The sequence below is a fragment of the Stenotrophomonas sp. TWI273 genome, from assembly GCF_039674765.1.
GTDB lineage: Bacteria > Pseudomonadota > Gammaproteobacteria > Xanthomonadales > Xanthomonadaceae > Stenotrophomonas.
Genome location: NZ_JBDJOA010000029.1, coordinates 1 through 22,774 on the forward strand (window position 1 = coordinate 1; position 22,774 = coordinate 22,774).

Annotated in this window: 25 protein-coding genes; 11 read left to right on the forward strand and 14 right to left on the reverse strand. The window is 66.7% G+C overall.

Translation table 11 applies throughout. The features are described from left to right. Positions 1 to 81 precede the first annotated feature (81 nt). The 8 genes from ABE571_RS18000 to ABE571_RS18035 form a co-directional block, all read right to left on the reverse strand. Entirely contained in the window at positions 82 to 297 is a 216-nt protein-coding gene (locus ABE571_RS18000) for a hypothetical protein (RefSeq protein WP_102787997.1), read from the reverse strand. Between the two features lie 192 nt (positions 298 to 489). Next, positions 490 to 1,914 (reverse strand): replicative DNA helicase, encoded by a 1,425-nt coding sequence (locus ABE571_RS18005; RefSeq protein WP_121037974.1) that lies wholly within the window; start codon positions 1,912 to 1,914, stop codon positions 490 to 492. A 214-nt stretch (positions 1,915 to 2,128) separates the two neighbouring features. Beyond that, complete coding sequence (locus ABE571_RS18010; protein ID WP_313210278.1) at positions 2,129 to 2,689, reverse strand: NADPH-dependent FMN reductase; 561 nt, start codon at positions 2,687 to 2,689, stop codon at positions 2,129 to 2,131. A gap of 162 nt (positions 2,690 to 2,851) precedes the next feature. Then, positions 2,852 to 4,795 (reverse strand): asparagine synthase (glutamine-hydrolyzing), encoded by a 1,944-nt coding sequence (gene asnB / locus ABE571_RS18015; RefSeq protein WP_346494335.1) that lies wholly within the window; start codon positions 4,793 to 4,795, stop codon positions 2,852 to 2,854. A gap of 3 nt (positions 4,796 to 4,798) precedes the next feature. Continuing rightward, positions 4,799 to 7,078, reverse strand: coding sequence for a thiamine pyrophosphate-dependent enzyme (locus ABE571_RS18020; RefSeq protein ID WP_346494337.1), 2,280 nt, complete (start codon positions 7,076 to 7,078; stop codon positions 4,799 to 4,801). A gap of 46 nt (positions 7,079 to 7,124) precedes the next feature. After that, positions 7,125 to 7,784, reverse strand: coding sequence for a glutathione S-transferase family protein (locus tag ABE571_RS18025; RefSeq protein ID WP_313210284.1), 660 nt, complete (start codon positions 7,782 to 7,784; stop codon positions 7,125 to 7,127). A gap of 91 nt (positions 7,785 to 7,875) precedes the next feature. Beyond that, the gene (locus tag ABE571_RS18030) at positions 7,876 to 8,427 is read right to left on the reverse strand and encodes a GNAT family N-acetyltransferase (protein WP_313210286.1); all 552 of its coding nucleotides are present in this window, start codon (positions 8,425 to 8,427) and stop codon (positions 7,876 to 7,878) included. Positions 8,428 to 8,558: 131 nt separating this feature from the next. Further along, positions 8,559 to 9,389, reverse strand: coding sequence for a glycine zipper 2TM domain-containing protein (locus tag ABE571_RS18035; protein WP_123730792.1), 831 nt, complete (start codon positions 9,387 to 9,389; stop codon positions 8,559 to 8,561). Positions 9,390 to 9,548: 159 nt separating this feature from the next. Between ABE571_RS18035 and ABE571_RS18040 the strand changes: the two genes are divergently transcribed. Together ABE571_RS18040 and ABE571_RS18045 are read left to right on the forward strand one after the other, a co-directional pair. After that, positions 9,549 to 9,773 (forward strand): DUF6116 family protein, encoded by a 225-nt coding sequence (locus tag ABE571_RS18040; RefSeq protein WP_152152652.1) that lies wholly within the window; start codon positions 9,549 to 9,551, stop codon positions 9,771 to 9,773. Further along, a complete protein-coding gene (locus tag ABE571_RS18045; protein ID WP_346494339.1) occupies positions 9,770 to 10,543 on the forward strand; it encodes a TatD family hydrolase in 774 nt (257 codons plus the stop codon). The genes ABE571_RS18040 and ABE571_RS18045 overlap by 4 nt, the downstream gene beginning before the upstream one ends. On the opposite strand, the gene ABE571_RS18050 is transcribed toward ABE571_RS18045, so the two are convergent. After that, positions 10,517 to 11,920, reverse strand: coding sequence for an MFS transporter (locus ABE571_RS18050; protein ID WP_346482724.1), 1,404 nt, complete (start codon positions 11,918 to 11,920; stop codon positions 10,517 to 10,519). The two genes, ABE571_RS18045 and ABE571_RS18050, sit on opposite strands and share 27 nt — an antisense overlap. A gap of 98 nt (positions 11,921 to 12,018) precedes the next feature. On the opposite strand from ABE571_RS18050, the gene ABE571_RS18055 reads away from it, so the two are divergent. Further along, positions 12,019 to 12,891: a LysR family transcriptional regulator gene (locus ABE571_RS18055; RefSeq protein WP_346482725.1), complete on the forward strand. Its 873-nt coding sequence runs from the start codon at positions 12,019 to 12,021 to the stop codon at positions 12,889 to 12,891. A gap of 28 nt (positions 12,892 to 12,919) precedes the next feature. Here ABE571_RS18055 and ABE571_RS18060 read toward each other — a convergent pair whose 3' ends face one another. Continuing rightward, the gene (locus ABE571_RS18060; RefSeq protein WP_346482726.1) at positions 12,920 to 13,729 is read right to left on the reverse strand and encodes a tRNA threonylcarbamoyladenosine dehydratase; all 810 of its coding nucleotides are present in this window, start codon (positions 13,727 to 13,729) and stop codon (positions 12,920 to 12,922) included. A gap of 94 nt (positions 13,730 to 13,823) precedes the next feature. Between ABE571_RS18060 and ABE571_RS18065 the strand changes: the two genes are divergently transcribed. After that, positions 13,824 to 14,264 carry a hypothetical protein gene (locus ABE571_RS18065; RefSeq protein WP_346481735.1) on the forward strand — a complete coding sequence of 147 codons (441 nt, stop codon included), beginning with the start codon at positions 13,824 to 13,826 and terminating at the stop codon, positions 14,262 to 14,264. Between the two features lie 118 nt (positions 14,265 to 14,382). Continuing rightward, positions 14,383 to 14,868, forward strand: a complete 486-nt coding sequence (locus ABE571_RS18070) for a glycine zipper 2TM domain-containing protein (RefSeq protein WP_019185918.1) — start codon at positions 14,383 to 14,385, stop codon at positions 14,866 to 14,868. A gap of 84 nt (positions 14,869 to 14,952) precedes the next feature. On the opposite strand, the gene ABE571_RS18075 is transcribed toward ABE571_RS18070, so the two are convergent. Continuing rightward, a complete protein-coding gene (locus tag ABE571_RS18075; RefSeq protein WP_019185917.1) occupies positions 14,953 to 15,156 on the reverse strand; it encodes a cold-shock protein in 204 nt (67 codons plus the stop codon). Between the two features lie 231 nt (positions 15,157 to 15,387). Here ABE571_RS18075 and ABE571_RS18080 point away from each other — a divergent pair, with 231 nt between their 5' ends. The 3 genes from ABE571_RS18080 to arsC all read left to right on the forward strand — a co-directional run bounded on the left by ABE571_RS18080 (position 15,388) and on the right by arsC (position 17,546). Beyond that, the gene (locus tag ABE571_RS18080; RefSeq protein WP_346482778.1) at positions 15,388 to 15,873 is read left to right on the forward strand and encodes a DUF456 domain-containing protein; all 486 of its coding nucleotides are present in this window, start codon (positions 15,388 to 15,390) and stop codon (positions 15,871 to 15,873) included. A gap of 153 nt (positions 15,874 to 16,026) precedes the next feature. Continuing rightward, on the forward strand, positions 16,027 to 17,193 hold the full coding sequence (locus tag ABE571_RS18085) for a phospholipase A (protein ID WP_346464624.1): 1,167 nt from the start codon (positions 16,027 to 16,029) through the stop codon (positions 17,191 to 17,193). After that, on the forward strand, positions 17,193 to 17,546 hold the full coding sequence (gene arsC, locus ABE571_RS18090) for an arsenate reductase (glutaredoxin) (RefSeq protein ID WP_313218836.1): 354 nt from the start codon (positions 17,193 to 17,195) through the stop codon (positions 17,544 to 17,546). Before ABE571_RS18085 ends, arsC begins: the two co-directional genes overlap by 1 nt. A 9-nt stretch (positions 17,547 to 17,555) precedes the next feature. On the opposite strand, the gene ABE571_RS18095 is transcribed toward arsC, so the two are convergent. Both ABE571_RS18095 and ABE571_RS18100 read right to left on the reverse strand, forming a co-directional pair. After that, positions 17,556 to 17,909, reverse strand: coding sequence for a hypothetical protein (locus tag ABE571_RS18095; RefSeq protein WP_313210307.1), 354 nt, complete (start codon positions 17,907 to 17,909; stop codon positions 17,556 to 17,558). A 177-nt stretch (positions 17,910 to 18,086) separates the two neighbouring features. Beyond that, positions 18,087 to 18,722, reverse strand: coding sequence for a glutathione S-transferase family protein (locus ABE571_RS18100; protein ID WP_313218839.1), 636 nt, complete (start codon positions 18,720 to 18,722; stop codon positions 18,087 to 18,089). 160 nt (positions 18,723 to 18,882) lie between these two features. Between ABE571_RS18100 and ABE571_RS18105 the strand changes: the two genes are divergently transcribed. Next, positions 18,883 to 19,518 (forward strand): LysE family translocator, encoded by a 636-nt coding sequence (locus ABE571_RS18105; RefSeq protein ID WP_313218840.1) that lies wholly within the window; start codon positions 18,883 to 18,885, stop codon positions 19,516 to 19,518. A gap of 102 nt (positions 19,519 to 19,620) precedes the next feature. On the opposite strand, the gene ABE571_RS18110 is transcribed toward ABE571_RS18105, so the two are convergent. Then, positions 19,621 to 21,138, reverse strand: a complete 1,518-nt coding sequence (locus tag ABE571_RS18110; protein ID WP_019185911.1) for a fumarate hydratase — start codon at positions 21,136 to 21,138, stop codon at positions 19,621 to 19,623. A 154-nt stretch (positions 21,139 to 21,292) separates the two neighbouring features. Between ABE571_RS18110 and ABE571_RS18115 the strand changes: the two genes are divergently transcribed. Continuing rightward, entirely contained in the window at positions 21,293 to 22,189 is an 897-nt protein-coding gene (locus ABE571_RS18115) for an RNA polymerase sigma-70 factor (RefSeq protein WP_346464626.1), read from the forward strand. Between the two features lie 36 nt (positions 22,190 to 22,225). Further along, positions 22,226 to 22,669 (forward strand): carboxymuconolactone decarboxylase family protein, encoded by a 444-nt coding sequence (locus ABE571_RS18120; RefSeq protein ID WP_346464627.1) that lies wholly within the window; start codon positions 22,226 to 22,228, stop codon positions 22,667 to 22,669. The last annotated feature ends 105 nt before the right edge of the window (positions 22,670 to 22,774 follow it).

A 22,774-nucleotide genomic window follows, 5' to 3' on the forward strand; every position in this document is an offset into this window, starting at 1 on the left:
GCGGGGGGCGGGCCCGCCCCCCCCCCGCCACACCCCCCCGCCCCGCGCCCCGCGCCCCCCACTACCCGATCCCATTCTTGTTCAGGCCGTTGCGACGCGCCCGCCACCCAGCAGCCGCGCCGGAAGCATCAACAGCGCACGCAGGAAGGCAAACAGCGCCGAGAACGTGATGCCGACCAGGCGGAACGGCAGGCTGACCAGCCACACCAACGGCCACGCCACCAGGGCCAGGAGCGCCAGCGGCCAGCACAGCACGAACAGCAGGCACCACACGCCCAAGGCGAACAGGGTCTTCATCGTTGGTCTCCGTTGACGGCACCCTGCCGCCCGGAGACCACCATCGCGCCCTGCCCGGGCGCACTGCAACGGGTTTGCGACGAAGCCCAGGATGCGCCGATGAAACGGCAGTGCCGCCCGCTGGCCGGGTCTGCACGATGACGGTTCCACGGGAGCCGGCCAGCGGCCGGCACGACCGTAACGCCTTCGGCGTTACTCGAACGAACCCACCGAGTCGTGCGACAGGTTGTCGAAGCGGGTGTACTCACCGAAGAACTTGAGCTTGCACGAGCCGGTCGGGCCGCCTCGATGCTTGCCGATGATGATCTCGGCCAAGCCCTTGTCCGGCGACGTTTCCTTGTTGTAGTAGTCGTCGCGGTAGATGAACACGATCATGTCCGCATCCTGCTCGATAGCGCCGGATTCGCGAAGATCGGCCATCACCGGGCGCTTGTCGGTACGCGTTTCCAGCGAGCGATTGAGCTGGGACAGTGCGATCACCGGCACGTTGAGCTCCTTGGCCAGGCCCTTCAACGAACGCGAGATTTCCGAGATTTCGGTCGCGCGGTTTTCGCTGTTGCCCGGCACGCTCATCAGCTGCAGGTAGTCGATGACGATCAGGCCCAGGTCGTGCTCGCGCTTGAGGCGGCGGCACTTGGAACGCAGGATCTCCGGCGACACACCGGGCGTATCGTCGATGAAGATCTTGGTTTCCTTCAGCATCCGGATCGCACCGGTCACCCGGCTCCAATCCTCATCTTCCAGCTGACCGGTACGCAGGCGCTGGGCGTTGATGCGGCCGTTGGAGGAAATCAGACGCATCGCCAGCTGCGAGGCCGACATTTCCATCGAGAACACCGCCACGCCCTTCTTGGACTTGATCGCGGCGTACTCGGCGATGTTCAGCGCCAGCGTGGTCTTGCCCATGGCCGGGCGCGCGGCGAGGATGATCAGATCGGTCGGCTGCAGGCCGGCGGTCATCGCATCGAAATCGGTATAACCGGTCGGCAGGCCGGTGATGTTGCCGCCGTTCTCGAAGCGGTTGCGCAGCTCTTCAAAGGCGTCTTTCAACGCACCGGGCATCGCCACGAAATCGGTGCGGCCGCGCGCGCCCTGTTCGGCGATCGCGAACACGGATTTTTCCGCTGCCGAGAGCAGCTCGCTGCTTTCGCGGCCTTCGGGCTGGAAGCCGTCGTTGACGATGTCGGTGCCGACCTGGATCAGCTGGCGCAGCACGGCCTTGTCACGCACGATCTCCGCGTAGGCACTGATGTTGGCGGCCGACGGCGTGGTGCTGGCCAGCTCGATCAGGTACGCGCCATCCCCCACCAGCTCCATCTTGCCCTGCGATTCAAACCACTCGCCCAGGGTCACCGCATCGAACGGGCGATCGCGTTCGGACAGCTCGCGGATCGCGCGGTAGATCATCTGGTGATCGCGGCGGTAGAAGTCGGTTTCGGTCAGCTGGTCGTTGACCCGGTCATAGCTTTCCGGGGCCAGCATCAGCCCGCCCAGCACCGCCTGTTCGGCCTCGATCGAATGCGGCGGCACGCGCAGGGCGTCGATGCGCATCTCATCGCGATCAAAGCGGTCACCGCGGTCTTTGCGGTCGGAACGGAAGCCAGAACGGGCGGACATGGGGGGCGTATTTCCTGCAGTGTGAGGCGTAGGACATGGTAGGCACGCGGGGCGCCCCGCAGCCATGCACAAACCTGTGGATAAGCAGTGGATGAGCTGGGGATACCGGCGCCTGCCGGTACGATCGGCCGGGGCCGTCGCATCGCGTGCGACGGACGCCCTTGCGGCGCCCGTCCACGCCATTATCGCAGATGCATGACCCGCCCGCGGTGGATCAGTGCGTGCCGCCGTGGGTGCCGACCCAGGCGATGAATTTGTCCACGAAGCCCTGCAGGAAGTCCCTGGTGCCCTCATTGCTGATCGTGCCGTGCGCGTCGATCAGCCCTTCCTTGAAGTGCAGGAAGGCCTCGGGCTGGCCCAGCACCGGCATGTCCAGGTAGGCCAGGATGTTGCGCAGGTGCTGCTGGGCCAGCGCCGTGCCGATCACCCCGATCGAGGCGCCGATCACCGCCGCGGGCTTGCCGGCGAAGGCGCTGTCGCCATACGGGCGCGAGCCCAGGTCGATGGCATTCTTGAGCACGCCCGGGACCGAGCGATTGTATTCGGGGGTGACGAACAGCACCGCATCGGCCTCCCGGATCTGCTGCTTCAGGCGGACGCCCTGGCTGGGGTAATCCTTGTCGAAATCCTGGTTGTACAACGGCAGGTCACCGATCTCCACGTAGGAGAACACCGCCTTGCCGGCGGCGAGTTTCTCCAGCGCGTGAGCCAACGCCTGGTTGTGCGAGCCCTTGCGCAGGCTGCCGACCAGTACGGCAATCTTGTATTCGGCCATCACGTTCGCTCCGTTGGGGGAAAGGCCCAGCCTAGGCGGGCCCACCTTCGGCAACGGTGAAGGCGGCGTCAGCCACGCATGGCGTGGCGCTACGGCCGACACCACATACGGTAGAGCCACCCCATGGGTGGCTGCCTTACGTCCGCACCCGCACGCGCGGCACTACGCGCGCGTCACGCCGGCGCGTGCGTTGCGCCAATGCGCCTGCCAGGCCTGGAACATCAGCACGTTCCACAGATGCGTGTGCCATTTGCGCTCGCCCTGCTTGAACTGCTGCCACAGCGGGGCGACCGCCTCGACGTTGAACACCCCCTCCTCGGCCAGCCGCGCCGGATCCAGCAGTTCATCGGCCCAGCCACGCAGGTCGCCCTTGAGCCACGCGCTGACCGGGGCCCCGAAGCCGCGTTTGGGGCGGTGCACCATATCCTGCGGCACATAGCGGCCCAGCACGCGCTTGAGCAGGTACTTGCTGACGCCATCGCGCTGTTTCATCGCCATCGGCAGCGACCAGGCGAACTCGGCCACCCGCCAGTCCAGCAGCGGTGCACGCGCCTCCAGGCTGACTGCCATGCTGGTGCGGTCCACCTTGCACAGCAGATCATCTGGCAGATAGGTGCTGAAATCGGCCAGCATCATCGCGTCCGCCGGCGAGCCGGCGCCATGCAGCGGATCGGCCAGGTCGTAGAAGCTGCCGGCCGCCTGCGCGCCACGCACGGCGGCCACTGGATCACGCCAACGCGAAATGCGGTTGCGGTAGACATCCCCAATCCCACGCGCGCCGGACTCGGCCAGCAGCGCCGCCAGCCCGCCGGTGCGCGATGCCTCGCCCTGCGTGTGCGCATGGCGGGCCATCCAGCGCCGCAGCGGCGCAGGCACCTTGCCCAGCAGGCGCCAGTTGCGCATCGCACGCTGGTAACGGGTGTAGCCGAAGAACAGTTCATCGCCACCGTCGCCGGACAGCGCCACGGTCACGCCCTGCCGCGCCAGCTTGGCGACCAGCGCCGTGGGCACCTGCGAGGCATCGGCGAAGGGCTCATCGAACATTGCCGGCAGACTGGGCACGACGGCCAACGCATCGGCACCGCTGACATACAGCTCGGTGTGATCGCAGCCCAGGTGCTGGGCCAGCGACTTGGCCAGCGGCGCCTCGTCATGGTCCGAGCCGGTGAAGCCGATGCTGAAACTGTGCACCGGCTGGCTCGACTGCGCCTGCATCAAGGCGGCCACCACCGAAGAATCGGTGCCGCCGGAAAGGAAGACGCCGACCGGCACATCGGCCACCATGCGCAGCGCCACCGCGTCGCGCAGCACGGCATCCAGACGTTCTTCGGCCTCGGCATCGTTACCGGTGAACGGCGCGGCCAGGGCCTGCTGCATGCGCTCGCGCGCGTTCCAGAACGGCTGTTGCAACTGGTCCGGGCGATGCGCGGCAGCGCCGGCGGCCACCGCCTCGGCATCCAGCCGCAGCACGCGACCCGGCATCAGCTTGAAACAACGTTCGTGGATGCAGTGCGGCGCCGGGATGTAGTCCAGCCGCAGCAACAGGGTCAGCGCATCGCGGTCGACCTCGTTGTCGAAGGCCGGGTGCTGCCACAGGGCCTTGAGCTCGGAGCCGAACACCAGTGTTTCACCGGCCCAGCCGTAGTACAGCGGTTTCTTGCCGACCCGGTCGCGGGCCAGCCACAGGCAGCGCTCCGCGCGGTCCCACAGCGCGATGGCGAACATGCCGTTGCTGCGCTGCAGGGTCTCGTCGAAGCCCCATTCGGTGATCGCGGCGAGCAGTACTTCCGTATCCGAGTGGCCGCGGAACCCATGCCCCAGGACCTCCAGCTCGGCGCGCAGCTCGGCGAAGTTGTAGACCTCGCCGTTGTAGGCCAGCACGTAGCGGCCATCGGCCGAGGTCATCGGCTGATGCCCCAGCGGCGACAGGTCCAGGATGCTCAGCCGGCGATGCGCCAGCGCGATGCCGGCCGAGGCATCGGCCCACACCCCGCTGTCATCCGGGCCGCGGTGCACCAATGCGTCGCCCATGCGCCGCGCCTGTTCTTCCAGTGCTGCCTGCTCCCTTGCCGGAGCGGGCAGCAACATGCCTGCCAATCCACACATGTATCAATGGTCCTGCGCCAGCGCGAGGGCGGCGTTCAATACCGCATTGTCGCTTGGAAGCACGCACAATGCTGCCCCCGCCAGCGGCGTGTAGGTATCGGCCCCGCATACCCGCCGGATCGGCAGGTGCCCCAACCCGGCCTCGACCAGCGCGGTGATCACGCCCTCCCCCACCCCCGCGCTGTGCCGCCCCTCATCGACCACCAGCACCCGCTGGGCATCGGCAGCCTGGCCAGCGATGAAACCGGCATTGAGCGGCACCAGCCAGCGCAGATCGACCACCCGCACCTGCCAGCCCAGCTGCTGCTCGATCGCCCTCGCCGCCCGCAGGCTCATCGGCACGCCATTGCCGTAGGTGAAGATGACCAGGTCACTGGCCTCCGGCGCGTAGACCCGGCCCTCGCCGGGTACCAGTGCCTGGTCGGCGGCCGGATACGGGAACAGCCATTGGCCATCGCCCGGCGCGTGCAGGTCCTTGGTCATGTACAGCGCGATCGGCTCGAGAAACACCGCGACCCGGCCGTCGACGGTCGCCAGCGCGGCCAAGGTACGCAGCATCATCGCCGCATCGTCGCCGCGCGAGGGACAGCCGACCACCAGGCCGGGGATGTCGCGCAGCGCGGCGATCGAGTTGTCGTTGTGGAAATGCCCGCCGAAGCCCTTCTGGTAGCCCAGCCCGGCAATGCGCACCAGCATCGGATTGCGGTACTGATCGTTGGAGAAGAACTGCAGTGAGCACGCCTCGCCACGCAGCTGGTCAGCCGCGTTGTGCAGATACGCCAGGTACTGGATCTCGGGGATCGGCAGCATGCCCAGGTTGGCCAGGCCCTGTGCCATGCCCAGGATCATGGTTTCATCGAGCAGGGTATTGAACACACGGCGCGGCCCGAAGGCCTTGAGCAGACCCTTGCTGACTGTGTACACCCCGCCTTTCTGCGCGACGTCCTCGCCGAACAGCAGCGTGGCCGGGTACTTGGCCATCAGATCGTGCAGCGCCTGGTTGATCTGGATCGCCAGATGGCGCGGCGGCTGTGTCTCGGGCAGCTGCGCCTCACCTCCAAACGCGGCGGCACGCGCGTCATCGGCAGCCACCCGCGTGGCTTCGGCATGGACCGCCGCCGGCGAGTACGGCGCCAATGGTGCGATCACTTCCGCGAGATCGGTCAGTTTCGGGCGGCGATCCGCCTCGGCGGCCGCGGCGAAACAGCGCGCGCGCACGCGCTCGTACAGATCGAGCACCTGCGCGGCGGTCATCCACCCGGACTGCAGGGCGATCGCCGCCGAGCGCAGCAGCGGATCGCTGGCCTCGGCCGCGCACAGCTCCGGCAACGGCCGCCATTCGATCTCGAAATCGGTGCCGGCATGGCCCATCAAACGCGTGGTGCGCAGGTGCAGGAAGGTCGGGCGGCGGGTCTGCCGGCAATGCGCCAGCGCGCGCTCGACCTGCGCATGCCCCTCGACCAGATCCAGCCCATCAGCGAAGAAGTAATCCAGGCCCGGGCGGTGCGCGAAACTCTGCGCGATCCAGCCGTCCGGGGTCTTGACCGAAATGCCGATGCCGTTGTCTTCGCAGACGAACAGGATCGGCGCTGGCAGCCGCTGGTAGGCCGCCCACGCCGCCGTGTTGAACGCGGTCTGCGCGGTGGCGTGGTTGGCCGAGGCATCGCCGAAGGAGCAGATCACCACGCTGTCCTCGGGAATCGGCAGCGTGTGACCGATGCGTCGCCCGCTTTCGATGGCCAGCGCGGTGCCCAGGGCCTTGGGCAGGTGCGAGGCGATCGTCGAGGTCTGCGGCAATACCCACAGCGGCTTGCTGCCCCACACTTTGTGGCGCCCGCCGCTGGCCGGATCGTCCCGACTGGCTGCGAACGAGAGCGCCGCGTCCATCACCGGGTCCATGCCGGGCAGCTTGCGGAAGCGCTCGGCCATGAAACCGCCGGAACGGTAGTGCAGGAACGCCGGATCGGTGTGCCGGGACAGGCGCGCCACCAGCGCATTGCCCTCGTGGCCAGACGAACCGATCGTATAGAAGACCTTGTTCTGCACGCGCAGCACGCGTGCCATCAGGTCCAGATGGCGGCTGATCAGCTGCGACTCGAAGAGGTCGGCAAAGCCCTGCGCGTCCAGCGAACTGCCAGGCAGGATGGGGCTGCCGGGGGCTGGCCTCGGCGCAGGATCGCCACGCCACTGCTGCACGAAATCGATGAAGTTGGCGTCGCATATCTCGGCCCGGTTGAGGCCCTTCATGCGCGCGGGAATCGGATCGGGAACCACGGCAAACATGCATCACCCTCCGTGACGTGTTGCGTAGGCGGATAACCGGACGAACTCAGCGGGACTGCGCGAACAGGGCCTGCACCTCCGGCAGCGGTGTGGGCATGGGGACAAAGCGCGGCTGCTCGCGCACGCGCTGCAGCCAGGCCTGGACGGCCGGATACGGTGCCAGCGCGACGCCGCCATCCGCCGCGACATCGGTGTACGCGAACAGTGCGATGTCGGCGATGCCGTAGGCGCGGCCACTGAACCACGGCGCCGTGCCCAGATGCTCCTCCATCACCGCCAGCGCCTGGGCCGAGCGCTCACGCAGGCGCGGCAGCTCGGCACGGCGCGGTGACTCCAGCGGCGTCCAGCCGCTGATGAAGCGCGCGACCGCCAGGCATGGTTCGTGGCTGTACTGTTCGAAGAACATCCAGCGCAGCGTCTGTGCGCGCTCCCAGCCATCCGTGGGCAGATACGGTGTGCCCTCGGCCAGCCAGAACAGGATCGCGTTGGATTCGGGCAGCACACGCCCGTCATCGCGCTGCACCAGCGGCACCTTGGCATTGGGGTTCATCGCCAGGAAATCCGGCGTATGGGTCTGGCCGTGCGCACTGTCGACCTCGACCCAGTGGTAGCGCGTGCCCAGCTGCTCCAGCAGCATCCGCACCTTGTGGCAGTTGCCCGATACGGACATGCCGTACACCGTCAATGGAGCCCGCAACGACGTCATCGCTACCCTCTTGCGCATGCACCGCGGGCGGCTCGCCCGCGATGCCGAGTCTGGCCTCACCCGATCGCCTTTGCCAAGCGCGGGTGCAGCATCACCGTTGGCCGGCGCGGCGCTGCTGCCACTGCTGCCGCGACTGGCCCCAGATCTCTATCGGCTTGCCAGCGTGCGGCGGCGGCAGCTCGCCCATGCGCAACAGCGAACTGCCCAGCTTGCGCGCGACGACCTTGGAGTTTTCGTTGGCGGCATCGATGGTGTGGATGACCTCGTCCCAGCCCAGCGTGTCGAACGCCCAGTCCATGCTGGCCACCGCCGCTTCGGGCGCATAGCCCTTGCCCCAGCTCTCGCGGCGGATGCTCCAGCCGACCTCGGTGCCCGGCCAGTCCAGCGGCTGCCAGGGGCCCATGCGCCCGACCCACTCACCGCTGCTCTTTTCGATCACCGAAAACATCGAAAACCCGTACAGATGCCAGCTGCCGACCAGGCAGCTGAAACTGCGCCAGGCCTGCGACGGGGCCTGCACACCACCGAGGTGCTGCATCACCTCCGGGTCCGAGCAGAAGCGCAGGAAGGCATCGAAATCCTCGGCGCGCGGTGGGCGCAGGATCAGACGGTCGGTCTCCAGCTGGAGGTCGAAAATGCTCATGGCGTCCTCGTGTGTTGCATGCGTGCCGGCATGATCGCAGATGCCGTGATCGGCAGGCCGTGCGGCGCACCCCAAAACGCAGCACGCCGGCAGTGGCCGGCGTGCTGGTGGTGCTTTCGAGCTGCAGGAACTTACTGCCTGTTCGCATCCAGTGCGGCGGTCTGGGTCACCAGCTGGCCATCGATCACCGGCAGGCGATCGCTGCTCGGCTTGTTGTCCATCTTCACGGTCTTCTCGGCGCCGTCGTAACGGTAGGTCACGTTGTAACCGGTGACCGCATTGGTGGTGCCCATCGGGATGCGGTTGCCCGGCTTGCTGGCCATGCGCATGGTGCCGGTGGTGCCGTCTTCATTGCGGTAGGTGACGTTGTAGCCGGTCACGCGGGTCGACTCGGAGGTGGCGGTTTCGGTGTGGCACTGGCGCTCGGTGCGGTTGACCACGCGGCCACCCACATGGCGCTTGTCCACCTGGTTGCCGATCATGCCGCCAGCGACAGCACCAGCGGCCGTGGCGGCCTTGCGGCCATTGCCACCACCGACCTGGTTACCCAGCAGGCCGCCGATCACGGCACCAGCGACGGTACCGCCAACGTTGCCGTCGCGTTCGGGCAGGCGTTCCTGCACCACCACGTCCTGGCAGACTTCATGCGGGGTCTGGGTGCTGGACGTCTCCCGCACCGGCTCGGTGCCGATCACGGTGGCGTACGCCTTTTCCTTCTTGGTCAACGGATCGACCTTGACGATGTCGGCGTATTCCAGCTTGCCCGCCTTGTCTTCAATGGCCAGCTGGTCGGTGCGCGCGCCATCGTCGGCGAGCGGCGTGGTGTCCAGAGTGGGCCGGGTCTGAGCAGCGGTCACCGCATCGGGCGAGGAACTGCCGCCCTTCATGAAGGCAGCGGTGGCGATACCGCCAACCAGCAGCGCACCCGCAGCGACCAACGCAGTAGTAGTTGTACTTTTCATAACCGGCTCCTTGCGGACGATCCGCAACGTTCTTGAGTGAATTCCAGCACGGCCACCCTGAACGGAATCTCCACGGATCGTGAACATCCTGCCGCCCATTCAGGTTCGGTGAGCCTTGAGCTCGTGATAGCGTTTACAGCATCTGCCCAGGAGTGCCTCATGTCCAATCCCATACTGTTGCCGGTGCTGGAATGGGCGCGTCGGCTGCGCTACCCCACCCTGTTCAAGATCACCGCCGCGCTGTTCGCGGTGACGCTGGTGATTCCCGACCCGCTGCCGTTCGTGGATGAAATCCTGTTCGGCCTGGGCACGCTGCTGCTGGCCAACTGGAAGCGACGCGGCGACAAGCTTCCGCCGCCGCTGCCGGCCAAGCGCCGCGCGTGAGGTTGATCGACAGCCACTGCCATCTGGATGCGGGTGAGTTCGATGCGGATCGCCCTGAGGTGATCGCGCGCGCGCGCGCGGCCGGCGTCATGGCCCAGGTCGTTCCCGCCATCACTGCCGCCAGTTGGCCCGGCCTGCGCGATGCCTGCCGGCTGGCCGATGGTCTGCACCCGGCCTACGGGCTGCACCCGATGTTTCTGGACCAGCACCGCCCCGAACACCTGGAGGCGCTGCGTGCGTGGCTCGAACGCGAGCGCCCCTGCGCGGTTGGGGAATGCGGGCTGGACTTCTTCGTGGAGAGTCTGGACGTGGACGCTCAGCTGCACTACTTCCTGGGCCAGCTGCGGCTGGCACGCGAGTTCGACCTGCCGGTGATCGTACATGCGCGCCGCGCGGTAGATGCGGTGATCGCGGCGATCAAGCAGATCGGCGGGCTGCGCGGCGTGGTGCACAGCTTCTCCGGCAGCCCCGAGCAGGCACGGCAACTGCACCAGCTGGGCTTCCTGATCGGACTGGGCGGCCCGTTGACCTATGACCGCGCCCAGCGCCTGCACCGTCTGGTCGCCAGCATGCCGCTGGCGCAGCTGCTCCTGGAAACCGACGCGCCGGATCAGCCGGATGCGGGGATCCGCGGAGAGCGTAATGAACCGGCACGCTTGCCGGTGATCCTGGCGACGGTGGCGCGGCTGCGCGGGGAGCGGGCCGAAGTGATTGCCGCGCAGACCACGGCCAATGCGCGCACCCTATTCGGGCTTCACGGCTTCTCCTGAAGCGCGCAACGGGTGGAGTGGCCCCGGCCGCATGCCAGACCAGCACAGGACGCTCGCCAGCAATAACGCTCCCGCCGACATGCCGATCGAGATGTGCATGCCATGCATGAACGCATCCGGCGCGCCATCGCCGATCAGGCTGCCAAACAGGGCGACACCCAGCATGCCGCCGACCTGTCGCGCACAGTTGAGTACGCTGGAGGCGATGCCTGCCCGCGACCGGTCGACCGATGCAAGCGTCGCGTTGGTCATGGTCGGCACCACCAAGGCGACCCCGCTTGCCGCCATCAGCATCGGTACGATCAACAGCGCGTAATGGCCCCCGATGCTCACCCGCATCAACAACAGGTAACCCGATCCTGCCAGCGCAAGACCCATGAACATCAGCAACCTGGGACCGAGCCGCGTAATCAGGCGCCCCGCCACCACATTGAGTGCGACCAGAACGAGGGTCATCGGCAGAAAGGCCAGCCCGGTCTGTTGCGGGGACAGATGCTGCTGCATCTGAAAAAACAGACTGAACACGAAAATCAGACCGTAATAGGCGAAATTCACCGCGACGCCTGCCAGCGAGACGATGGAGAACGTGTGATTTCGAAACAGATTCAATGGCAGCATGGGTGAGGTGCTGTGAGCTTCAATCCAGAGGAAGGCGGTGAGGGACATGAGCGCCAACAGGGCCCCTCCGCGCACCACGCCATGCGCCCAACCCAGCTGACCTGCCTCGATCAGGGTCATGGTCGTCGCTGCCAGCGCAACCATGGCAGCCACCTGCCCACTCCAATCGAGGCCACGCCGATGCCCGCCGCCGGACGGCGCCGCATGCCGAAGCGTCAGGCAGATCCCGATCAAACCAACCGGAAGATTGATCAGAAACACGCTGCGCCAGCCTGCATGCGCTACCAGCACTCCGCCCAGCACGGGACCGGCAGCCAGCGCCGCTCCCCCGAGAGCGCCCCACCACCCGACGGCACGACTACGCGCCTGGCTGTCCGGAAATGCCCGCTGCACCATGACCAGCGAGTTGGGTACCAGCAGCGCCGCGCCCATGCCCTGGATCAGTCTGGCTCCCACCATCACAGGCAGACTGCCCGCAAGCCCGCAGGCAGCCGACGCCAGAGTAAACACCGCCAGGCCCGAGAGATAGAGCCGGCGCGCGCCGAAGCGGTCGCCCAGCGCCCCGCTTGTCAGCAGCAGTGCGGCGAATGCCAAGGTGTAGGCGTTGACCACCCACTGCAGGCCGGCCACATCAGTTGAAAATTCACGCTGCAGGGCATCCAGTGCAACGTTGACCACACTGATGTCCAGCAGCACCACGACGAAGCCGAACGCGGCGGCCCAGAGCGTACCGCGCGCGGAAGCAGAAAAAGCTGCCATTTGGGGTCCCACAAGCATAAGAGACCGTCCATGCTAGGCTTGGTTGGCACCCTCGAAAATTCCCCGAAATCACACTCCAGACCTGCGAAAACGCACCGATGTTCGACTGGGAGAATCTCCGTCATTTCTTGGCGGTTGCGCGCGACGGCACCTTGTCAGGCGCGGCTCGGGCGCTGCATGTCGACCATGCAACCGTCAGCCGTCGTGTTGCGGCCCTGGAGGTCGAACTGCAGGTTGCGCTGGTCGAGCGCTTGCCACGCTCCATCCGCCTTACCGCGATGGGCGTCCAGATTTACGAGCACGCCAAGGCCATGGACACCTCAGCATTTGCTGTCGCCCGCGCGAGCCGGGCCAGCCAGGAGGCTATCAATGCCAGGGTGACCCTTAGTGCACCGCCAGTGCTGGTGGCGCACCTGCTGGCGGAACGGGTTGCCGACTTCCGGGCAGCGCAGCCCGGCATTCAACTTTCCGTGTCGGCCCAAGCCCAGCAGGTATCACTCGCCCGCCGCGAGGCGGATGTGGCTCTGCGGCTCGTCCGTCCCAAGGAAGCCAGCAGCGTTGTGCGCAGAATCGGACGAATGTCGTTCGCTCTCTATGCCAGCCACGATTACGTCGCCACCCGTCGGCCCGAAGAGTGGGCCTTCATTGCCTATGACACGCAGTTTGCTGACATGCCCCAGCAGAAGTGGCTGCTGCAGATCGCAGGAAGCCGTGCCGTGTCGTGCGAACTGAGCGACATCAGCAGTCATCGGGCAGCTGCTCTGGCCGGAGCGGGCGTGGCCGGGTTGCCGCGCTTTCTGGGTGATGCCGCGCCAGGACTGATTCAGCTGGCGCATGACGGAGCGCCGTTCTCACGTGACATCTGGCTGGTGGTGCACCGTGACCTCCGGCGGTCACCCTCGGTACGCACGGTCATGGACTTTGTGGCGACCGTCGTCGCGGACCGGCCCGGCCTTGCGTTGAACGCGTGAGCCGGTCCACTGCCGTGCCGATAGCGGCTCAGTCGGCCGTGACCACCGTGGCCGGCTTCTTCATCAACATCTCCAGCGCCTTCCCGACCGCCGCGAACGCGAACGCGCCGGTGATATGCGTGGCCGCGCCCAGCCCGGCGCCGCAGTCCAGCTTCAGCGCCGCGTCGGCGCCAAGGTTCGGGCGGATGCCGCACACGCTGCCGTCGGCCTGCGGGTACTTCACGTTTTCCAGCGAGTACACCGCCGGCACGCCGAAGTAACGCGAGGCGTTCTTGGGGAAGTTGAAATCGCTGCGCAGCTTCTTGCGGATCAGCGCCATCATTGCGTCGTGTTCGGTGCGCGAGACATCGCGGATCCGCACCAAGGTGGGATCAGTACGGCCACCGGCCGCCCCCACGGTGAGAATGGGCAGCTTGCGGCGGCGGCACCAGGCGATGGTCTCGACCTTGACCCGGAAGCTGTCGCAGGCATCGATCACCAGATCGAAATCGCGGTCCAGCAGCTCGACCATGTTGGACACGGTCAGGAACGAGGCAACCGCATCGACGCTGATGTCCGGGTTGATCGCGCGGCAGCGCTCGGCCATCGCCTCGGCCTTGTTGCGGCCGTACTGGCCGGCCAGCGCCGGCAGCTGGCGGTTGGTGTTGGACACGCAGATGTCATCGGCATCGATCAGGGTCAGGTGCCCGACCGCCGTGCGCGCCAGCGCCTCGACCACCCACGAGCCGACGCCGCCCATGCCCACCACCGCCACCCGGCGGCTGGCGAGCAGATCCACGGTGCCTACTCCATACAACCGGTCGATGCCGGCAAATCGTTCGCGCAGTAAGTCGTTCATGCGCCTATTTTAATGCGCCCAGGCCCGGCCGGGACGCGCCGTGGACAGGACGCGTCGTACCATCGCCGCAGCCACCCTCACCGAAGCCCTCACCATGAACGACCCCGTGACCCCGCAGCGCCGCCCGTCCGCCGCGTACCGCTACCTGTTCGTCGGCCTGCTTGGCCTGGTGATCGGCCTGATCGCCACGGTGATGGTCTCGCGCGCCATCCAGGCCCGCCAGGATCCCTTCCCCGATTCGCTGATGCACGTGATGAACCGCCAGGTGCAGCTGCTGCAGGCCGCGCAGGCGCAGAACCGCTGCAGCCTGGCCGACACCGTGCCGCGGCTGCAGACGCTGCGCTCGCTCTCCAATGATCTGGACCTGGCCTTTCCCGGCCTGAAGGACAGCCAAGGCTTCCAGCAGCACGCCAGCGCCCTGCGCGCCACCCTCAATGAGGCCTTGGCCGCACCGCCGACCGACTGCCCGGGCATGGCCACGCTGGTGGAGAAGATCCAGGCGGACTGCAAGGCCTGCCACCAGGATTTCCGCTGATTCATCTTCCAGCCACGCTGGCGGCCCGGGATTGGCACGCTGTTCACGCAGCACAGGACACGATCTGCTCCATGCGCACCAGACGCATTCGACCACCCCTCTGGCCAGGAGATACACCATGAAGATTCAACTGATTGCCGCCGCTGCCGTTGCCACCGTCGCCCTGGCTGGCTGTGCCACCACCTCGCCGGGTTACGGCAGCAGTGGCTACAACAACGGGTACGGCAATTCCGGCGGCAACTACAACACCAACCGGTGTGCCGACTGCGGCATCGTGACCCGCATCAACCAGGTCGCTTCGGGCCGCAGCGCGCCGAGCGCGACCGGCGCGGTGCTGGGTGGCATCGTCGGCGCGGTCGCCGGCCATGAGATCTCCGACCACACCGGCGGCAGCCGCGGCAACAAGAACATCGCCGCCGCCGCAGGCGCGGTGGGTGGTGCGCTGGCCGGCAACCAGATCCAGAAGAACGTGACCAGCGATACCTTCGACATCACCGTGCGCATGGATGACGGCCGTACCGTGGTCGTCAACCAGCGCGATCTGGGTGGCATCCGCGAGAACACCTACGTCCGCGTGGTCAACGGCAAGGTGATCCTGCGCTGATCGGCGCAACGCACACGTAGACAAAAAAGGGCCCGCGCAAGCGGGCCCTTTTCGTGTTTCAACCAGGCAGGACCCGGTCTGCGCTCAGAGCGGCTTGACCTTGTCGGCCTGCAGGCCCTTCTGGCCAGTGACCACTTCGAACTCGACCGCTTGACCTTCCTTCAGGCTCTTGAAGCCCTGGGATTCGATCGCACGGAAGTGCACGAACACATCTTCGCCGCTCTCACGGCTGATGAACCCGAAACCCTTCGCGTCGTTGAACCACTTGACGGTGCCCTTCTCAGCCATCTCAGCTACTCCCTAACTGTCTTGTTGTTGGATACACCCGTACAGGCGGCTGACAGCAAGGGGAAGCGGGGTGCAACGATGCAGCGGATCTGGAAGATCTACCATCATCAGGCCACGATCCACGGTGACCTTGCCAAGCTCAGCGTCTGCAACTTAACCCGAGCAAAACGAAAAAGCAACTGGCCAAAACCTTCGGATGTCAACCCCATTTCAGGAACCATACTGGACAGCATGGACTATTCATTCATCTTGTACCTGCTAGCCGTCGTTCTGGTGCTCGTCGGCATTGCCGGCGTGATTCTTCCCGCCCTGCCCGGCATCCCGCTGGTGTTCGCCGGGCTGGTGCTGGCGGCATGGGCCGACGATTTCGTCCATGTGGGCTGGCTGCCGCTGACGGTCCTGGGCCTGTTGACCCTGCTGTCTTTCGCCGTGGACATCCTGGCCACGGTGGTCGGCGCACAGCGGGTAGGTGCCAGCCGCAAGGCCCTGTGGGGAACCTTCTTGGGCAGCATCGTCGGGGTGTTCTTCATGCCGATCGGCCTGTTCGTGGGCCCGCTCGCCGGCGCACTGCTGGGCGAGTACTGGCACACCCGCGAGCTGGGCCGCTCCACCAAGGTGGGCCTGGCGACCTGGCTTGGCATCCTGCTGGGGTTCGCGCTCAAGCTGGCGCTGGTGATCGCGATGCTGGGCCTGTTCGCGTTCGCCTGGTTCTTCTGAGGTCACCGCCAGACCGGGGCTTCACGCCCTGACCACACCATTGACCGGCATAAACCGGATCAGATCGACCGTGTCGTGCGCTGGCGGGATTATTCCTCAGCGGCCACACTGTGCCGGTTGACCCATTCATTCTTGTCACGCGGCCCTGCTCCCATGACCATGCCCCATTCCCGTTCCGTCCTGTTCACTGCCCTGGCCTTGGCCGGCACCGCCCTGCCCGCCGCAGCACAGGAGGCGGCACCGAAGCCGGCGTCACCGGAGGCCTGCGCACTGGTGGACACCGACGCAGCGCGCCTGGCCTGCTACGACACGCTGTTCGGGCGCACGCCCGACGTGACGCTGGCCGCCGATGCCGCCGCCACCGCCGCCAAGCAGGAGCGCCGGGAAGAACGTCATGCCGCCCGCAGTGCCGACGCCGACGCGCCCGCGACGCAGCGGGTCAAGCAGCGCCTCGGAGAAGTGTTCAAGAACGACGGCCATGAAGATGCGCTGGCCAATGCCGGCAAGGGCTCGCTGCTCGACAGCCGTTGGGAGCTCGCGCAGGACTCCAAGCTTGGCGCGTTCCAGCTGCGCGCCTACAAGCCGGTCTACCTGCTGCCCGCGTTCTGGACCAGCGACAAGAACCAGATGCCGCAGTCGCCCAATCCGGTCAACACGGTCACCACCTCGCAGCAGCTGGACAGCGCGGAACTGAAGTTCCAGCTCAGCTTCAAGACCAAGATCGTGGAGAACCTGTTCGGCGACAACGGCGACATCTGGGCCGGCTACACGCAGAGCTCGCGCTGGCAGGCCTACAACGCCGACAACTCGCGCCCGTTCCGTGAGACCAATTACGAGCCGGAAGTGATGATGATGTTCCGCAACGGCTACTCGATCGGCGGCTGGCGCGGGCGCATGAGCGGGATCGGCGTCAACCACATGTCCAACGGCCGCGCCGATCCCCTGTCGCGCAGCTGGAACCGGGTGATCGCCACCGTCGGCCTGGACCGGGAAAACTGGGCGCTGGTGCTGCGCCCGTGGTATCGCATCCCGGAAGACCGCAAGGACGACAACAACCCGGACATCTCCGATTACATGGGCCGCGGCGACGCGACCCTGACCTGGAACAAGAACGGCCACGAGGTCTCGCTGATGGCGCGGCACTCGCTGCGCGGCGGTGATCGCTCGCACGGCGCGCTGCAGCTTGATTACGGCTTCCCGATCAGCAACCTGCTGCGCGGCCATGTGCAGATCTTCGATGGTTACGGCGAGAGCATGATCGACTACAACCACAAGGCCACCTATGTCGGCCTGGGTGTGTCGCTGCTGGAGTGGTATTGATGGCGGTGACGATCTGGCACAACCCGCGCTGCAGCAACTCGCGCGGGGCGCTGGAGATCCTGCGTGAGCACGGCATCGAGCCGGTGGTGATCGAGTACCTCAAGACCCCGCCGGACCGTGCCACGCTGGCAGGGCTGATCACGCGCATGGGCATCGCCCCGCGTGCGTTGCTGCGCAACAAGGAGCCGGCCTATGGTTCGCTCGGGCTGGACGACGATGCGTTGTCCGATGCCGCGTTGATCGAGGCGATGGTCGCCCACCCGGAGCTGATCAACCGCCCGATCGTGGAGACCCCGCGCGGTGCACGCCTGTGCCGGCCGCCAGAGACGGTGCTGGAGATCCTACCGGCGTAAAACCGCGCCTCAGCTGCCGCCGCAGCGGCTGGTACACCGGTTGATATCCTCCCCGCAGGTCAGCGCCGGCAGCCGGTTGCGGCAGTAGTCGCTGCTGGCCTGGCATGATTTACGCAGGTCCGGGTTGTCGATCTTGTCGCACTTCGCATCGCGCTGGGTCGCCACCCCGGCGCCACAGCTGTCGCCGCTGCCAAATCCCGTACGGTTGGTCATGCAACTGTCGTACTGGCGTTGGCACTGCTGCATGCACTGGTTGGCGGCGGTGACCTCGCGCAGGCTGGGCGGGGCGGTGTGGAAATCGCCATCACTGCTGCAGGCGGTGACCAGCAGGATCAACAGCAGGGCGGAAAGCATCCTCGGCATCGTCGTGCTCCGTGTGGAAAGCATCCGGCCGTGGCCGGCATGTGTGCATGCCCGGAATGTAGCACTGCTTGTTTTCCGAATTAAGGCCGGGGTTCCCGGCGCGGTCGCAGACGCCTGTTGCGTTACATCGGCTGCGGCGCGCGTCGCATCTTCGAGGCGCACATCGACTGACGTCCTTCAACGCCAGTCGGTGATGCCCTCGCGCCGGTAGACCTCGGCGAACGCCGGCCGTGCTTTCAGACGATCGGCGTAGGCCTTCAATGCCGGCCAGGTGTCACTGGGCGTGGGCATGTTGCGCGACCAGCGCATCAGCATCACCAGCATGAAATCGACCACGCTCAACGACTCGCCCAGCACATACGGGCCGCGCGTGGACAGATGCTCGGCCAGATGCTGCCACGCGCCTTCCAGCCGCTCGCGCGCCCGCTGGCGGGTCGCGTCCACGTGCTCGGGGCCCGCCATTTCCTGCGGGTAGAACCACGCCCGATACGCCGGTTGCACGGTATTGGCGCACCAGAACATCCAGCGGTACGCCTCGGCACGGTCGGCAGTCCCCGGGGCTGGCAGCAGGGCCGCTTCCGGATGGCGGTCTGCCAGATGCAGCGCGATCGCTGCCGCTTCGGTCAATACCTGCCCGTCCAGCACCAGCGTCGGCACCAGGCCCGCCGGATTCAAGGCGAGATACGCTGCATCCTTGTGCTCGCGCTTGTCGAAATCCAGCAGCACCAGATCGTGCTCGATCTGCAGTTCCAGCAACAGCCAATGAACGACCAGGGCGGCGGTACTCGGCGATCCATACAACGTGGTGCGCATGCTCAGGGCCTCTTGAGGGAGGCGCACAGTATGCGCCCGCGCTCCGTGCCATCACATGGGTACAGAGCACGGGCGATGGGGACGCGTTCTGTCTCTGCCACTGCGCCGCGGACGCTCGCAGAATGCGTCTTCTGCCCCGCCGCCAGCCCAGGATCCTCCCATGCCCGATTCGTCCGCTCTGCTCGCCTTCGGTCTGATTTCGCTGGGCATGGTGCTGACGCCCGGGCCGAACATGATCTATCTGATCTCGCGCTCGATCTGCCAGGGACGCACCGCCGGGCTGATCTCGCTGGGCGGTGTCGCGCTGGGTTTTCTGGTGTACCTGGTGTGCGCGGCACTGGGCATCACCGCGCTGCTGATGGCAGTGCCGCATGCCTACGATGTGTTGCGTTTCGCCGGCGCGGCGTATCTGCTGTACCTGGCCTGGCAGGCGCTGCGCCCTGGCGGACGTTCGCCGTTCCAGCTGCGCACGCTGGACCATGACAGCCCGCGCAGATTGTTCGGCATGGGGCTGTTCACCGCGCTGCTCAATCCGAAGATCGCCGTGATGTATCTCTCGCTGCTGCCGCAGTTCATCCAGCCCCATGGGCATGGCAGCGTGATGGTGCAATCGGTGGTGCTCGGGCTGGTGCAGATCGCGACCAGCGTCAGTGTCAACGCACTGATCGTACTGGCCGCCGGCAGTATTGCCACCTTCCTGGCCGGACGCCCGCGCTGGCAGACGGTGCAGCGCGGCCTGATGGGTACGGTGCTCGGCGCGCTGGCGGTGCGCATGCTGGTGGACGCGCGCCGCTGAGGAGAAGCACTGGCCAACGGTCGGTGCCTGCCCGCCTCAGCCACGAAAAACGGCGCCCTTGGGGCGCCGTTTTCGTGTGCAGCGTTATCGCGACGGGAAGCCTCAGGCGACGACGACCGGAATCTTGCCGATGCGGGCCTGCCACTCGCGCGGGCCGGTCTGGTGCACGGACTCGCCGGTGGAATCCACCGCCACGGTCACCGGCATGTCCTGCACGGTGAACTCGTAGATCGCTTCCATGCCCAGATCCGCGAAGCCGACCACCTTGGCCGCCTTGATCGCCTTGGAGACCAGGTAGGCCGAGCCGCCGACCGCCATCAGGTAGGCCGACTTGTTGTCACGGATCGCCTCGATCGCCGCCGGGCCGCGCTCGGCCTTGCCGACCATGCCCAGCAGGCCGGTCTGTTCCAGCACCTGGCGGGTGAACTTGTCCATGCGGGTCGCGGTGGTCGGGCCAGCCGGGCCCACCACTTCGTCGCGCACCGGATCGACCGGGCCGACGTAGTAGATGAAGCGGCCCTTGAGGTCGACCGGCAGCGGCTCGCCCTTGTCCAGCATCTCAACCATGCGCTTGTGCGCGGCGTCGCGGCCGGTCAGCAGCTTGCCGTTGAGCAGCAGGGTCTGGCCGGGCTTCCAGCTGGCGACGTCTTCCGGAGTGATCGTGTCCAGATCGACCCGGGTGCCCTTGGAGGCGTCATAGGTGATCTGCGGCCAGTCTTCCAGCGACGGCGGATCCAGCATCACCGGGCCGCTGCCATCCAGCGTGAAATGCGCATGGCGGGTGGCCGCGCAGTTCGGGATCATCGCCACCGGCAGGTTGGCCGCGTGGGTCGGGAAATCCTTGACCTTGATGTCCAGCACGGTGGTCAGGCCGCCCAGTCCCTGCGCGCCGATGCCCAGCGCGTTGACCTTGTCGAACAGTTCCAGGCGCAGTTCTTCGGCACGGTTGGAGGCGCCACGGGCCTTGAGCTCGTTGATGTCGATCGGCTCCATCAGCGACTCCTTGGCCAGCAGCATCGCCTTCTCGGCGGTGCCGCCGATGCCGATGCCGAGCATGCCCGGCGGACACCAGCCGGCGCCCATGGTCGGCACGGTCTTGAGCACCCAGTCCACGATCGAGTCGGACGGGTTGAGCATGGCGAACTTGGACTTGGCTTCCGAACCGCCGCCCTTGGCCGCGACGATCACCTCGACGGTGTCGCCCGGCACCACCTTGACGTTGACCACGCCCGGGGTGTTGTCCTTGGTGTTGATGCGCTTGCCGGCCGGATCGGCCAGCACCGAGGCGCGCAGCTTGTTGTCCGGATAGTTGTAGGCGCGGCGCACGCCTTCGTTGGCCATGTCCTCCACGCCCATCGTGGCGTCGTCCCAGCGCACGTTCATGCCGATTTCCAGGAACACGGTGACGATGCCGGTGTCCTGGCAGATCGGCCGGTGGCCTTCGGCACACATGCGCGAGTTGATCAGGATCTGGGCCATCGCCTCCTTCGCGGCCGGCGACTCTTCGCGCTCGTAGGCAGCGTTGAGGCTCTTGATGTAATCGACCGGGTGGTAGTACGAAATGTACTGCAGCGCGTCGGCGATGGACTGGATGAGGTCTTCCTGCTTGATCGATGTCACGACTTGCTCGCTTGCTGGAGGCTGGCGGGGGTTGAACCGCCGATTTTAACAAGGACCGCCCCTCGGCGTTGAGAATCGCTCGCGGTGGCCCGGTTTGGTGCACAGTGGCTGCCCAGCCTTGTCACAGCGGTCTGCCCGGCCGCGTCCTCCCGGCATGACCCCGACCGATACCTTCCAGACCCACCGCCCCCGCCTGTTCGCCCTGGCCTACCGCCTGCTGGGCAGCCGCAGCGACGCCGAGGACACCGTCCAGGACGCCTGGCTGCGCTGGCAGGGCACCGACACCGCCGTGATCCGCGATCCGGAGGGTTGGCTGGTCACCGCCACCACCCGGCTCGGGCTGGACCGGCTGCGCGCCCGGCGCAGCGCGCGCCTGGACTACGTGGGGCCGTGGCTGCCCGAGCCGCTGGAGATCACCCTGGACCCGGATCCGCTGCAGGACCCGGCCCAGCGCCACGCGCTGGCCGACGAGGTTTCCGTGGCGTTCCTGGCGCTGCTGGAGCAGCTCACGCCGGACGAGCGTGCTGCCTTCCTGCTCAAGGACGTGTTCGACTACGACTACCCGGACATCGCCCCGCTGCTGGAGCACTCCCCCGCCAACTGCCGGCAACTGGTGCACCGGGCGCGGCAGCGGCTGCAGACCGGCGCCCCACGCTTCGCGGTCTCGCCCGCGCAGCACCGCGACCTGCTGGCACGCTTCATGGACGCCTCGCAGCAGGGCGACCTGACGGCGATCCGCTCGCTGCTCGACGCCAACGCCGAGATGATCTCCGATGGCGGCGGTCGCGTGACCGCGGCGATCCGCCCCCTGCTGGGCGCTGAGCGTATCGCGCAGCTGTACTGGGCGATCGCCCGTCGCAATGGCCAGCATCCCGCCCAGCTCGGCCAGGTCAACGGCGAGCCGGCGATCCTGCGTTTTGCCGGGGACCAGTTGCACTCGGTCACGATGATCACGGTCGATGGGGAGCGCATCGTGCGCGTGCTCAGCGTGCTCAATCCGGAAAAACTCACCGCGCTTGTCACAGCGCGCGAGGCTGGCGCGTCCTCCTGATGAAGACGGCCATTGCGGCCGTCATGGAGTACCCACATGTCCGCTTCGCCCCGCGTTCCCTACACCCGTCTGGCCGCTGAGGCCTTCAAGGGCCTGCTGGCCACCAGCAAGGCCGTCCACGACAGCTCCATCGATCCTGTATTGATGGAGCTGGTGTTCATGCGGGTCTCGCAGATCAATGGCTGTGGCTACTGCATGGACATGCACGGCACCACCCTGCGCAAGGGGGGGATCGAACCGCGCAAGCTCGATACGCTGCCGGCCTGGCACGAGAGCCGCTTCTTCGATGCGCGCGAGCGTGCCGCGCTGGGCTGGGCCGAAGCGCTGACCCGGCTGAGCAGCGCAGCGCCGTCCGATGCGGCCTACGACGCACTGGCCCTGCATTTCGATGAGAAGGGCATCAGCGATCTGAGCATGGGCATCGCGGTGATCAACGCCTGGAACCGCCTCGGCGCCGGCCTGCTGCCGCCGCTGCCATAAGGAAAAGGTAGTGCCGGCCGCTGGCCGGCTCCGCACGATCGTCGTGCTGCACGGGTAGTGCCGGCCGCTGGCCGGCTCCGCACGATGCTGGATGCAACCTGGCGC